The organism is Amycolatopsis sp. NPDC104587, from assembly GCF_055583645.1.
The window spans coordinates 718586-731408 of the sequence record NZ_JBVJNO010000001.1; the positions used below are offsets into that span (position 1 = coordinate 718586).

The following is a 12823-nucleotide window of genomic DNA, read 5'->3' on the forward strand; positions in this document are numbered from 1 at the left end:
AGGGCTCGCTAGTCAAACTTGATTACCGGGGCGGTCCCTCGTCGGCCATCACGTACTCGCCCGCTTCGAGCCGGGCGATCAGGCCTTCGAGCCAGGTCAGGCTCGCGTCCGTGATCCCGCCCCACAGCCGGTACAGCTCACCGACGTGCTCGGGCGTGCCCAGCTCCATGCTGGCCTTCACCTCGTCGAGCATCAGCACGGCCTGCCGCTGCTCGGCCTCCAAGTGCACCAGCCGGTGCCGGAGCAGGTTGACCACCCGGGCCCGCGGCAACGTCGTCATGAGCGAGATCCCGGCCGACAGGTCCGGGTGGTTGAGCTCCGGGTCCGACAGGGCCTTCGAGAGCAGGACCTGGTACTCCTGCTCGCCGACGTCGGTGAGCCGGTAGGCGACGCGGTCCGGGCCGCCGTCGCCCGGCTCGACGTCGACCTGCTCCAGCAGCTCCTCGGTGGTCATCTTCTTCAGCGCGTGGTAGATCGACCCCGGCTGGACGTTGGCCCACTTGTCCGCCGACCAGCTGAGCAGTTCACGCCGCACCTGGTACCCGTGCGCGCGGCCGTACATGCGGACCACACCGAGCACCAGCAACCGTGTCGCGGACAACTGGGCCTCCCTCCCGACAAAGCGCGTGACGCCCTCCGTAGGCTAATAAGGTATGAGCACCCCCGTGTTGACCGCGGTGGCCTGGCCCTACGCCAACGGCCCCCGCCACATCGGCCACGTGTCCGGATTCGGCGTTCCGTCCGACGTCTTCTCGCGCTACCAGCGAATGGCCGGCAACCGGGTGCTCATGGTGTCCGGGACCGACGAACACGGCACCCCGATCACGGTCCAGGCCGACAAGGAGAACTCGACCCCGCAGCTGACGGCGGACAAGTACACCCGCCAGATCGGCGCCGACCTGCAGGGCCTCGGCCTTTCCTACGACCTGTTCACCCGGACCACGACCGGCAACCACGCCGAGGTGACGCAGCAGATCTTCCTCGCGCTGCACCGCAACGGCTACGTCGTGCCGAAGACCACGCGCGGGGCGATCAGCCCGTCCACCGGCCGCACGCTGCCCGACCGCTACGTCGAAGGCACCTGCCCGATCTGCGGGTACGACGGCGCGCGCGGCGACCAGTGCGACAACTGCGGCAACCAGCTGGACGCCGCGGAGCTGATCAACCCGAAGTCGCGGATCAACGGCGAGACGCCGAAGTTCGTCGAGACCGAGCACTACTTCCTCGACCTGCCGGCGTTCACCAAGACCCTCGGCGACTGGCTGGGCACCAAGACCGACTGGCGCCCCAACGTCCTCAACTTCACCAAGAACCTGATCGACGACATGCGGCCCCGGCCGATCACCCGCGACCTCGACTGGGGCGTCAAGATCCCCCTCGACGGCTGGCGCGACCAGCCGCTGAAGCGGTTCTACGTCTGGTTCGACGCGGTGATCGGGTACTTCTCGGCCAGCGTCGAGTGGGCCCGGCGCTCCGGTAACCCGGACGCGTGGCAGGAGTGGTGGAACAACGCCGACGCCCGGTCGTACTACTTCATGGGCAAGGACAACATCACCTTCCACGCCCAGATCTGGCCGGCGCTGCTGTTCGGCCACAACGGCGAGGGTGACAAGGGTGGCGAGCCCGGCAAGTACGGCAAGCTGCACCTGCCCGACGAGATCGTCTCCAGCGAGTTCCTCACCATGAGCGGCTCGAAGTTCTCGACCTCGCGCGGGCGCGTCATCTACGTCGAGGACTTCCTGCGCGACTTCGGCCCGGACACGCTGCGGTACTTCATCTCGGTCGCCGGCCCGGAGACCCAGGACACGGACTTCACCTGGGACGAGTTCGTCCGCCGGACCAACTTCGAGCTGGCCAACGAGTGGGGCAACCTGGTCAACCGGTCCATCTCGATGGCGCACAAGAACGTCGGCGCCATCCCGCGCCCGGAGGCTCCGACGGCGGCCGACGAGGAGCTGAAGGCCCTGTCCCGCAAGGCCTTCGACACCGCGGGCGCGCACCTGGCCCGGTCCCGGTTCAAGCTGGCGGCGGGCGAGGCGATGAAGGTCGTCACCGCGGCGAACAAGTACATCTCCGACCAGGAGCCGTGGAAGCTCAAGGACGACCCGACGCGGCGCGACACGGTGCTGCACACCGCGCTGCAGGTGGTCTCCGACGCCAACACGCTGCTGACGCCGTTCCTGCCGCACTCGGCGCAGAAGGTGCACGAGGCCCTCGGCGGCACCGGCGTCTGGGCCGCTCAACCAGAGCTGCGCGAAGTCGACGACCTCGACATCGACGGCCGGGTCAACCCGATCCTCACCGGCGACTACGCGGCCGAGCAGGCCAGGTGGGAGTCGAAGCCGATCGAGGTCGGCAAGCCGCTGGCCAAGCCGACCCCGCTGTTCACCAAGCTCGACCCGGCGCTCGGCGAGACCGGTCCGGAGTGGGCGCCGATCACCAAGGAGTAAGAAGAACGCATGGGTGACGAGAAGCGCGAGCTGCCGCCGGTCCCGGACCGGCTCCCGGTGTCGGTGGTGGACGCGCACACCCATCTCGACGCGTGCGGCGCGGTCACCGCGGCCGAAGTCACGGCCATGGTCGACCGCGCCGAGCGCGCCGGCGTCGCCCGCGTCGTCACGGTCGCCGACGACCTCGCCTCCGCCCGGTGGGCGGCCGAGGCGGCGACCTGGGACCCGCGCGTGTGGGCCGCCGTGGCGATCCACCCGACGCGGACCAAGGCCTTCGGCGAGGCCGAGAAGTCCGAAGTGGAGCGCCTGGCCGGCCAGGACCGCGTGGTCGCCGTCGGCGAGACCGGCCTCGATTACTACTGGGACTACTCGCCGCACGACGCCCAGCAGGAGGCGTTCCGCTGGCACATCGACCTCGCCAAGCGGCTGGACAAGCCGCTGATGATCCACGACCGCGAGGCCCACGACGACGTGCTGCGCATCCTGGCCGAAGAGAATGCGCCGAATGCCGTAATCTTCCATTGTTTTTCCGGGGACGCGGAAATGGCGCGCAAGTGCGTCGATGCGGGGTACGTCCTTTCCTTCGCGGGCACGGTCACGTTCAAGAACGCGAAGGGGCTCCACGAGGCGGCCCGGCTCTGCCCGGCGGACCAGTACCTCGTCGAGACCGACGCGCCGTTTCTGACCCCCCACCCGTTCCGTGGGCGGCCGAACGAGCCGTTCGGCGCGGCTTACACCGTCCGTCACCTCGCCGCGCTCAGGGGCGAAGCTGTCCACGAAGTCGCCGAATCGGTCCGGACCACTGCCGAGCGGGTCTATCGACTCCCCAGTGTCACAACGGGATAAACGCACTGCGACATCGGTGTTCCTTGATCGCCCACTCGATCTAGTGACCCAGATCACGACACTCCGGGGGGTGTTTGCGCAACCCGGCGAGACCCGTTACTGTCCCGTGATCGTGCCGGTCGGGCCTGCGCTCAGCAGCTTCCGATCGTCACGCCCAGTCGTAGAGACGGCGCCCCCGACCGCCGTCTCGTGAAAGGGAACGATCCCCGGTGACAGGTAGCAGACAGGCTGGAGCACGCTCCGCCGTCCTCGAACGGAGCTATTTCGAGGACACCGCGTACGGCCAGCTCGACTTCTCCGACGACCCGAACATCACGCAGCAGGACATCCTCGCCGCGCTCGGCCCCGACGCCGACGCGATGATGGCCGAGATCGACGTCGACGTCGACGAGCTGATCCGGCTCATCAACGCCGAGACGACCTACCTGCCGCCGATCGTCATCCCGGACGAGATCGAGGCGGACCGCACCGCGTCTCCGCAGGCCAAGCGGGCCATGCTGGACGAGGGGCTGCGCGAGACCACCAAGGTCTGGAAGCGCCGGTTCCTGAAGGGCGCCGTCCTCAGCGTCATGATCAGCATCGCCGGTGGTGGCGCCGCCGCGCTGGCGATGAACAAGAGCGTCACCGTCGACGTCGACGGTCAGCAGCAGACCGTGCACTCGTTCGGCGACACCGTCGGCGAGGTGCTCGAGGACGCGGGCCTGTCCGTCGGCGCGCACGACTCGCTCTCCCCGTCCCCGCAGGCCGAGGTCGGCGACGGCGGGGTCATCAAGCTCGAGCGCGGCCGCCAGCTGAAGATGATCGTCGACGGCGCGGAGCACACCTCCTGGGTCCGCGCGACCCACCTGGGTGAGGCGCTCAGCCAGCTCGGCATGACCGGCATGGACAAGCCCGGCACGTGGATGTCGATGGCGAAGGACGGCGAGCTGCCCCTCCAGGGCGCCACCGTCGAGATCAAGACCCTCAAGAACATCACGCTGTACGACGGCGCCAACGCGCCGAAGCCGGTCAAGACGACCGCGGTCACCACGAAGGAGTTCCTGGGCGAGTACAAGCTCACCCTGGGCCCGGAGGACGCCGCCGAAGGTGGTCTGGACGTCAAGCTGACCGACGGCGCCGAGGTGCACATCAGCCGCACCGGCGTCTCGACGGTCGTCCAGAAGGAGTCCATCGACCCGCCCGAGCAGAAGGTCGACGACCCGAACCTCGAGAAGGGCAAGACCGAGGTCGAGGACCCCGGCACGCCCGGCGAGAAGATGGTGACCTACAAGGTCACGCAGAAGAACGGCAAAGAGGTCTCGCGCGAGAGCGTCTCCGAGCAGGTCATCACGGAGGCCAAGCCGAAGATCATCCACGTCGGCACGAAGAAGCCGGCGAACCCGGTCATCGGCGACGCGTCCTCGTGGGACCGCATCGCGCAGTGCGAGTCGGGCGGCAACTGGGCCACCAACACCGGCAACGGCTACTACGGCGGCCTCCAGTTCGACAAGCAGACCTGGAACGCCTACGGCGGCTCCCAGTACGCGGCGCTGCCGAGCCAGGCGACGCGCGAGCAGCAGATCTCGGTGGCCGAGAAGGTCCGCGACGCCCGCGGCGGTTACGGCGCCTGGCCGGTCTGCGGCAAGAAGGCCTGACCCGCTTTTCCGAACCGGCCCCCGTCCTCCCCGGACGGGGGCCGGTTCGCGTGCGCCGAGGGGCATCACGCGTGTCCGGAGAGGCATCACCCGTGATTGGCGGGGCATCACACCCGATGCCCGCCCAATCACGCGTGATGCCCGCTCAATCACGCGAGATGCCCCGCCAATCACGCGAGTTCTGCGCTCAATCACGCGAGTTCCGTCCCTGATCACGTGAGTTCCGTCCTCGATCACCGCGTACGGACCGTCCGGGGGCGCTAGATGTCCCCTCGGTAAGCTCGGCCGGTGGTTGAACTGCTGGGACCTGCCGAGATCCGCGGGCTGGCGGCCGAACTGGACGTGCGGCCGACGAAGAAGCTCGGGCAGAACTTCGTGCACGATCCCAACACCGTCCGCCGGATCGTCGAGCTCGCCTCGGTCGGTCCGGACGACGTCGTGCTCGAGGTCGGGCCCGGCCTCGGGTCGCTGACGCTGGGGCTGCTCGCCACCGGCGCGCGGGTCGTCGCCGTCGAGATCGATCCCAAGCTCGCCGAACGGCTGCCGAAGACCGTCGCCGAGCGGGGGCCGGACGCCGCCGGGCGCCTCACCGTCCTCGAGGCCGACGCCATGCGCGTCACCGACGCCGAGCTGCCGGCGCCGACCGCCCTCGTCGCCAACCTCCCCTACAACGTCGCCGTGCCGGTGGTGCTGCACCTGCTCGCCGAAGTGCCGTCGCTCACCTCCGGCCTCGTGATGGTCCAGACCGAGGTCGCCGACCGGATGGCGGCCGGCCCGGGCAGCCGGATCTACGGCGTGCCGAGCGTCAAGCTCGCCTGGTACGGCCCGGCGCGCAAGGTCGCCGCGGTGCCACGCTCGGTGTTCTGGCCGGTACCGAACGTCGACTCCGCGCTCGTTGCCTTCGAGCGCGGCGACGCGCCGGCGTCCGACGACCGGGAACGGCTCTTCGGGCTCGTCGACGCCGCTTTCTCACAGCGCAGGAAGACGCTCCGCGCCGCGCTGGCGGGCTGGGCGGGCTCGGCCGAGCGCGCCGGCGAGCTGCTGGCGGCCGCCGGGATCGACCCGAAGACGCGCGGCGAGCAGCTCGACGTCCACGACTTCGCCCGGCTCGCCGCCGCCCGCTAGCCCCGGGCGACGTCCACTGTGGATGTCAACCGGCACGGTGCTCGCCGACGTCTCCCGGCGTGCGCGTCTCGTCATCCGGACGCCGCCAGTCGTGTGATCTGGGCCAACGGGCTTGCGTTCGCTCTGCGGGATCGGTTTACTCAGTATGTCCATCCCGAGCGACTGAGAGACCTGGCTCGCCGAAGTCGCAGCAACCACCCTCCACAGGGCAGGTGCTACCGCCAGGACCGATGGAGGCCGTTTCCGATGAAGAGGGTAGCTCGCCCCCTGCTGCTGACCAGGCGTCGCGTAGTCGACGAAGGCCGCCGCTCCGTGACCGCATGTCGACGCTCCAACTGAGCTTTCCCGAGCCGGTCCACCTCTTCTTCTCGCACCGTCCATAGAGGACGGATTTCGCATGCGGCCGGGCGCCTCCGAGTGAGCGCGCCCCGTTTTCTGGAGCCTTCGTGATCACCGTCGAAAATCTGTCCAAGTCCTTCGCCACCAACGGAAACTCAGTCGTCGCCCTGCGCGACGTGAGCGTCGACGTCCAGGCCGGCTCGCTGTTCGGCGTGGTCGGTCCCGCCGGTTCGGGCAAGTCCGTCCTCGCCCGTTGCATCGCGCTGCAGGAGCGTCCCGACCGTGGTGTCGTCCGGCTCGACGGCCTCAACACCGGCACCCTCGACGGCCGCCGGCTGCGGGAGATCCGCCGCCAGCTGGGGATCGTCGGCTCGAAGCCGGAGCTGATCGCCGAGCGCACCATCGCCGGCAACATCGCCTCCCCGCTGGAGCAGCTCGGGGTCGACGGCCCGCAGCGCCGCAGCCGGGTCGGCTCCCTGCTCGACCTCGTCGGCCTGACGCCGCGCGCCGCGCAGCGCCCCTCGGAGCTGTCCGTCGGTCAGCTCCGCCGGGTCGCGGTCGCGAAGGCGCTCGCAGCGGCCCCCGCCGTGCTGCTCGCGGACGACCCGACCGCCGGCGTCGACCCGGAGGAGGCCGGCGCGGTGCTCACCGTGCTCGACCGGGCCCGGTCCGAGCTGGGGGTGACCGTGGTGGTCACCACGCCGGACGCCGGGGTGGTCCGCCGGGTCTGCGACGACGTCGCGGTCCTGGAGGACGGCACGGTCGTCGAGCGCGGCACGGTGCTCGACCTGATCTCCAACCCGGCCAGCCGCACCGCGCAGGCGCTGCTGCCGGCCATCGAGACCCCCCGCTCGCAGGGTGCGCGGTACGACCGTTCGGTCGACGTCGTGCTGGTCGGCTTCGCGTCGGTCGGCGCGCTGCTGCCCGAGGCGGCGGGCCGGTTCGACGTCGAGTTCGCCACCATCGGCGGCGGCCTGACCCGGATCGGCGACACCCCGGTCGGCCGCTTCCGCCTCGGCGTCCGTGGCGAGCGCGCCGACGCGGCCCTCGCGTGGGTCACCGAGCGCGGTGGCCACGTCACGCACACGGCTCGTGGCCCCCAGGGTGTCGCGGCCGCCTGACCCCAGCGCCCCAAGGCGGCCTTGGGTGCGTTGAACGCACCGAAGGCCGCCTTGGGTGCGTTCAACGCACCGAAGGCCACATTGGGGCGCTCCGGGGTCAGCGGGTGCCGCGCGGCAGGACCAGCAGCGCGGTGAGCGCCGCGGCGCCGATGAGGCCCGCCGCCCAGGCCGCGGCCGTCGTGTAACCGTGGACGATCGCCGCCGGCGTGGTCAGCCCGGCCGCCGCCGCGGTGGCGATCGTGTTCAGCGCCGCCGTCCCGAGCGAGGCTCCCACCTGCTGTGACGTCGTCACGAACGCCGACGCCGCGCCCGCGTCACGCGCGCCGACCCCGCGGGTCGCGACGTTCAGCACCACCGGCATGCTCAGCCCGGCGCCGACCCCCAGCAGCAGCTGCATCGGCAGGATCACCTTGACGTACGAGGCGTCCGGCGTCAGCCGCGTGGCGAGCAGGAGCCCGCAGCCGAGCACGAACAGCCCGCCCGCCAGCAGCGGCCGCGGGCCGACGCGGGCCAGCAGCCGGCTCGACACCTGCGTGGACGTCAGCATGTTCGCGCCGAGCGTCGGCAGGAACGCCAGCGCCGCGGCCAGCGCGCCGTACCCCATCACGACCTGCAGCTGGTAGGTCAGGAACAGGAACATCCCGAACGCGCCGAACGACGCCGCCCCGATCGTCAGGTACGCGACGGCGCGGGCGCGGGCGCGCACCACCGTGAGCGGCAGCAGCGGGTGCGGGTGCCGGGCCTGCCGGCGCACGAACAGTCCGAGCAGCACTATGGACGCCGTCAGGGAACCCAGTACCACCAACGAGTTCCAGCCCTCAGTGGCCACTTCGGACAGTGCGTGCACGAGCAGCACGACCCCGCCGCAGCTGAGCAGCGCACTGGTCCAGTCCAGCTTGGTCTCCCGGTGCGCGGCGGCCGCGGGCACGGCGAACCAGGCGCCCAGCCCGGCCAGCACGGCGATCGGCACGTTGACGTAGAGGCTCCAGCGCCAGTCGAGGAACTCCGTCAGCGCGCCGCCGACGGTGAGCCCGAGCGCGGAGCCCGACATCATGATGGCGCTGAAGATCCCGAACGCCCTCGCGCGTTCACGCGGTTCGGTGAAGGTCAGCGTCAGCAGGGACATCGTCGACGGCGCGAGCAGCGCCGCGAACACGCCCTGCGCGGCCCGCGCGCCGATCAGCCAGGCCGGCGACGGCGCCGCGCCGCCGATCGCGGACGCGACGGCGAACCCGGCGACCCCGACCATCAGCGTGGTGCGGCGGCCGATCCGGTCGGCGAGCCGGCCACCGAGCAGCAGCAGGCCGCCGAAGGCCAGCGTGTACGCCGAAATCGTCCACTGGCGGCCGGTGTCGGACATGCCCAGTGCGCGTTGCGCCGACGGCAGGGCGATGTTCACGACGGTCGTGTCGAGCACGACCATGAGCTGGGCCAGGCCCAGTGCGCCGAGGGCGAGCCACCGGCTCGCTGTGCGTGGTGGTGCGGTTGTGGTCATGACGGACCCCCGAGGTAAGCTGTGGATACATTGCTTGTCGGCCGACAAGCAATGCCTAAGCTAAGCCATTACTAGTCGGCCGTCAAGTAAGTTGAGGGGTGAGGCATGGCCGGGCGGCGCACCGACACCCGCGAGCGCATCCAGCGCGTCGCGCTCGAGCTGTTCGCCGAGCAGGGGTACGAAGGCAGTTCGCTGCGGGAGATCGCCGAGCGGCTCGAAGTCACGAAAGCCGCGCTGTACTACCACTTCCGCACGAAGGAAGACATCGTCTCGAGCCTCCTCGAGGACTGGGGCGCCGCGCTCGACGAGCTCCTGGCGCGCGAAACCCGGCCGGCCGAGCTGCTCACCGCGTACGCCGCGCTGGTCGAAGATCGTTTCGGCCCGGTGATGGGCCTGGTGCAGCGCAACACGACGGCGTTGAAGGCCATCGCGGCGGGCGCCGGGCTGGCCGAGCGCATGCTCGAGCTGCACAGGCGGCTGAGCGGCGGGTCCGGCGACCCCGAGGCCGGCCTGCGGGCGCGGCTCGCCCTGGTCGCCGTCCAGCTCAACAGCGTCGAGGCCGAGCCGAGCACCCCGCCGGACGTCGCGCTCGCCGTCGCGCTGGACGTCCTTTCTCCTGGCCGGAGCGCGACCGGTGCGGGGACGTAGGCTGGTCGCGTGCTCGCCGTAGTTCCGCCCCCAGTCACCGTCCGGGTCCCGGCCAAGGTCAACCTGCACCTTTCGGTCGACGACCTGCGCGACGACGGTTACCACGAGCTGGTCACCGTGTTCCAGGCGCTTTCGCTGACCGACGAGGTGACCGTCGCGGTCGCCGACGATCCCGGCCTGGAGATCTACGGCGAGGGTGAGGGCACGGTGCCCACCGACGGCACCAACCTGGCCTGGCGGGCGGTCGAGGCGCTGGCGGCGCACGCCGGCCGCACCGAGGAGCCGAAGGTCCGCGTGGTGCTGCGCAAGGGCATCCCGGTCGCGGGCGGCATGGCGGGCGGCAGCGCCGACGCGGCGGCGACGCTGGTCGGGCTGGCCTCGCTCTGGAACCTCGAAGTGACGCGTGACGAGCTGGCGGAGATCGCCGCCGGCCTGGGCAGTGATGTCCCGTTCGCGCTCTACGGCGGCACCGCGCTCGGCACCGGGCGCGGTGAGCACCTGGTGCCGGTGCTGTCGCGACACACCTTCCACTGGGTGCTGGCTTTCGACTCCGAAGGGCTCTCGACGCCGAAGGTGTTCGGCGAGCTGGACCGCCTGCGCGCGGACGGCAACCCACCGCGCATCGGCTCCCACACGCCGGTCGTCGAGGCGCTGGCCTCGGGCGACCCGCGCCAGCTGGCCTTGCTGCTGGGCAATGACCTCCAGGCGGCGGCGGTTTCGCTGCGCCCCGGCCTGCGCCGCACGCTCCGGGCGGGCGTCAACGCGGGTGCGTTGGCGGGCACGGTGTCCGGCTCGGGCCCGACGTGCGCGTTCCTCTGCGAAGACGCGCATTCGGCGGTGGAGGTGGCGGCCGAGCTGTCGGGCGCGGGAGTGTGCCGCACGGTCCGGGTGGCACACGGCCCGGTCCCGGGAGCCCGGGTGGTCGGCGGCGACGACGCGCCGCGGCCGACGCCGCCGCGGGTGCACGCATGAAGAAGGCGGAGTTCGCGTTTCCGGGGCCGCTGCGGGACAAGCTGGTCGCGGCGATCTTGCGCGGGGAGAAGACGTCGACGACCGGCCTGGTCGCCGAATACGAGAAGTACGGCGAAGAGCTGCCTGTCGTCGGCGAACGTGAGCTGATGATCGACTCGGCGGGTGTGGGCGTCGCGGTACTCGAAACCACCGAGGTGCGCGTGCTTCCGCTGTCCGAAGTGGACTTGCGGCACGCGCTCGACGAGGGCGAGGGCTTCACGAGCGTCGCCGAGTGGCGCGCCGACCACACGGACTACTGGCAGAGCGCCGAACTGCGCGCCGCGCTGGGAGATCCGGAATTCACCGTGGACGACACGACCCAGGTCGTGGCGACGCGGTTCGTCATCGTGGAAAGGAACGGCTGAGCGGATGGCCAACCTGGTCAACCTGGAGGCGGTGAGCAAGTCCTACGGGGTGAAGCCGCTGCTGGACGGCGTCTCATTGGGCGTCGCGGCCGGGCAGCGCATCGGTGTTGTCGGCCTCAACGGTGGTGGCAAGACCACGCTCCTGGAAGTCCTTTCCGGACTCGCCGAGCCGGATTCCGGGCGGGTGAGCCATGTCGGCGGCCTGCGGATGGCCGTCGTCACGCAGCGGACCGAGCTCCCGGATGGCAGCACCGTCGGCGAGGTGGTGCTCGAACGCTACGGCGCCGAGCACGAATGGGCCGCCGACGCGCGGGTCCGATCCATTGTGGACGGACTGGGCATCACCGCGATCGGGCTCGACACGCCCACCGCCAACCTCTCCGGCGGTGAGCGGCGGCGGGTCTCGCTGGCCGCCGCGCTGACCGGGGAGCTCGACCTCGTCGTGCTCGACGAGCCGACCAACCACCTGGACGTCGAAGGTGTCCAGTGGCTCGCCGACCACTTGCTGACCCGGCGGATCGCGGTCGTGGTCGTCACCCACGACCGGTGGTTCCTCGACACCGTCGCGAGTGTGACCTGGGAGGTCGCCAACGGCCGCGTCGAGAGTTACGAAGGTGGTTACGCCGACTGGATCTTCGCGCGCGCCGAGCGGGCGCGGCTGGCCGCGACGGCCGAGGAGAAGCGGCAGAACCTGGCGCGCAAGGAGCTGGCGTGGCTGCGCCGCGGCCCGCAGGCGCGCTCGTCCAAGCCGCGCTACCGCATCGACGCGGCCGAGGCGCTGATCGCCGACGTGCCGCCGCCGCGCGACTCCGTCGAGCTGATGGCGTTCGCGAAGCGGCGCCTGGGCAAAACCGTGCTGGAGCTGGAAGACACGACGTACACGGTCGGCGACCGGACGCTGCTCGACCACGTCACCTGGCGGGTCGGGCCGGGTGACCGGATCGGCCTGGTCGGCGTCAACGGCTCGGGCAAGACGTCGCTGCTCAAGCTGCTCGGCGGCGACGTCCAGGGCTCGACCGGGCGCCGGATCGAGGGCAAGACCGTCGCGCTCGCGCACCTGCGCCAGGAGCTCGACGACCTGCCCGGCGACCTGCGTGTGCTGCAGGCGATCGAGCAGGTGGCCGGGCGCGTGGTGTTCGGCAAGCAGGAGATGACGGCGTCACAGCTGGGGGAGAAGCTCGGTTTCCCGCAGGCGCGCCAGTGGACCCCGGTCGGCGACCTGTCCGGCGGCGAGCGCAGGCGGCTGCAGCTGTGCCGGCTGCTGATGGCCGAGCCGAACGTCCTGCTGCTCGACGAGCCGACGAACGACCTGGACATCGACACCCTGCAGCAGCTGGAGGACCTCCTCGACGGCTGGCCGGGCACGATGGTCGTGGTTTCGCACGACCGCTACCTGGTCGAACGCGTCTGCGACACGATCGTCGCCCTCTTCGGCGACGGCCGCATCACCCACCTCCCGGGCGGCATCGAGGAGTACCTGAACCGCCGGGCGGTCGCCAAGGAACCGGCGGCCGCGACCGCCCCGACGGCGGCGAAGGCCGAGGCGAAGAAGTCGGCGGCGGACCTGCGCGCGGCCCAGAAGGACCTGGGCCGGCTTGAGCGCAAGCTCGACCAGCTGCACAGCAAGGAGCAGAAGCTCCACGCGTCGCTGCTGGAGGCCGCGACGGACCCGGCGAAGCTGATGGAGCTCAACGCGGAGCTGAAGGGCGTCCAGGGCGAGATCGAGGACGTCGAAGGCCGCTGGCTGGAGACGTCCGAACTGCTGGAGTGACACGGCTGCCAGTAATGT

General features: G+C 70.8%; 11 protein-coding genes and 1 riboswitch. Of the genes, 9 read left to right on the forward strand and 2 right to left on the reverse strand.

The window, feature by feature from the left end; translation table 11 throughout:
- Positions 1-22 precede the first annotated feature (22 nt).
- Positions 23-601, reverse strand: coding sequence for a PadR family transcriptional regulator (locus ACZ61C_RS03525; protein WP_465302369.1), 579 nt, complete (start codon positions 599-601; stop codon positions 23-25).
- Between the two features lie 52 nt (positions 602-653).
- Here ACZ61C_RS03525 and metG point away from each other — a divergent pair, with 52 nt between their 5' ends.
- The 5 genes from metG to ACZ61C_RS03550 all read left to right on the forward strand — a co-directional run bounded on the left by metG (position 654) and on the right by ACZ61C_RS03550 (position 7515).
- Positions 654-2450, forward strand: coding sequence for a methionine--tRNA ligase (gene metG, locus ACZ61C_RS03530; protein ID WP_465302371.1), 1797 nt, complete (start codon positions 654-656; stop codon positions 2448-2450).
- 9 nt (positions 2451-2459) lie between these two features.
- A complete protein-coding gene (locus tag ACZ61C_RS03535) occupies positions 2460-3296 on the forward strand; it encodes a TatD family hydrolase (RefSeq protein WP_465302373.1) in 837 nt (278 codons plus the stop codon).
- 209 nt (positions 3297-3505) lie between these two features.
- Positions 3506-4930 carry a transglycosylase family protein gene (locus ACZ61C_RS03540; protein WP_465302375.1) on the forward strand — a complete coding sequence of 475 codons (1425 nt, stop codon included), beginning with the start codon at positions 3506-3508 and terminating at the stop codon, positions 4928-4930.
- Between the two features lie 288 nt (positions 4931-5218).
- Positions 5219-6055: a 16S rRNA (adenine(1518)-N(6)/adenine(1519)-N(6))-dimethyltransferase RsmA gene (gene rsmA, locus ACZ61C_RS03545; RefSeq protein WP_465302377.1), complete on the forward strand. Its 837-nt coding sequence runs from the start codon at positions 5219-5221 to the stop codon at positions 6053-6055.
- A gap of 146 nt (positions 6056-6201) precedes the next feature.
- Positions 6202-6308: riboswitch (SAM riboswitch) on the forward strand.
- A gap of 193 nt (positions 6309-6501) precedes the next feature.
- On the forward strand, positions 6502-7515 hold the full coding sequence (locus tag ACZ61C_RS03550; protein ID WP_465302379.1) for a methionine ABC transporter ATP-binding protein: 1014 nt from the start codon (positions 6502-6504) through the stop codon (positions 7513-7515).
- Positions 7516-7612: 97 nt separating this feature from the next.
- On the opposite strand, the gene ACZ61C_RS03555 is transcribed toward ACZ61C_RS03550, so the two are convergent.
- Positions 7613-9010 (reverse strand): MFS transporter, encoded by a 1398-nt coding sequence (locus tag ACZ61C_RS03555; protein ID WP_465302381.1) that lies wholly within the window; start codon positions 9008-9010, stop codon positions 7613-7615.
- 105 nt (positions 9011-9115) lie between these two features.
- Between ACZ61C_RS03555 and ACZ61C_RS03560 the strand changes: the two genes are divergently transcribed.
- The 4 genes from ACZ61C_RS03560 to ACZ61C_RS03575 are packed head-to-tail and all read left to right on the forward strand — an operon-like array spanning position 9116 to position 12805.
- A complete protein-coding gene (locus ACZ61C_RS03560; protein ID WP_465302383.1) occupies positions 9116-9658 on the forward strand; it encodes a TetR/AcrR family transcriptional regulator in 543 nt (180 codons plus the stop codon).
- Positions 9659-9667: 9 nt separating this feature from the next.
- The gene (locus ACZ61C_RS03565; RefSeq protein WP_465302385.1) at positions 9668-10630 is read left to right on the forward strand and encodes a 4-(cytidine 5'-diphospho)-2-C-methyl-D-erythritol kinase; all 963 of its coding nucleotides are present in this window, start codon (positions 9668-9670) and stop codon (positions 10628-10630) included.
- Entirely contained in the window at positions 10627-11034 is a 408-nt protein-coding gene (locus ACZ61C_RS03570; protein ID WP_465302387.1) for an ASCH domain-containing protein, read from the forward strand. Before ACZ61C_RS03565 ends, ACZ61C_RS03570 begins: the two co-directional genes overlap by 4 nt.
- Before the next feature lie 4 nt (positions 11035-11038).
- Positions 11039-12805 (forward strand): ABC-F family ATP-binding cassette domain-containing protein, encoded by a 1767-nt coding sequence (locus ACZ61C_RS03575; protein ID WP_465302389.1) that lies wholly within the window; start codon positions 11039-11041, stop codon positions 12803-12805.
- The last annotated feature ends 18 nt before the right edge of the window (positions 12806-12823 follow it).

What these genes read in the sequence shown, in the direction of transcription:
- metG (WP_465302371.1), top strand. Translation starts at nt 654, where the DNA reads ATGAGCACCCCCGTGTTGACCGCGGTGGCCTGGCCCTACGCCAACGGC.
- ACZ61C_RS03575 (WP_465302389.1), top strand. Translation starts at nt 11,039, where the DNA reads ATGGCCAACCTGGTCAACCTGGAGGCGGTGAGCAAGTCCTACGGGGTG.
- ACZ61C_RS03560 (WP_465302383.1), top strand. Translation starts at nt 9,116, where the DNA reads ATGGCCGGGCGGCGCACCGACACCCGCGAGCGCATCCAGCGCGTCGCG.
- ACZ61C_RS03555 (WP_465302381.1), bottom strand. Translation starts at nt 9,010, where the DNA reads ATGACCACAACCGCACCACCACGCACAGCGAGCCGGTGGCTCGCCCTC.
- ACZ61C_RS03570 (WP_465302387.1), top strand. Translation starts at nt 10,627, where the DNA reads ATGAAGAAGGCGGAGTTCGCGTTTCCGGGGCCGCTGCGGGACAAGCTG.
- ACZ61C_RS03535 (WP_465302373.1), top strand. Translation starts at nt 2,460, where the DNA reads ATGGGTGACGAGAAGCGCGAGCTGCCGCCGGTCCCGGACCGGCTCCCG.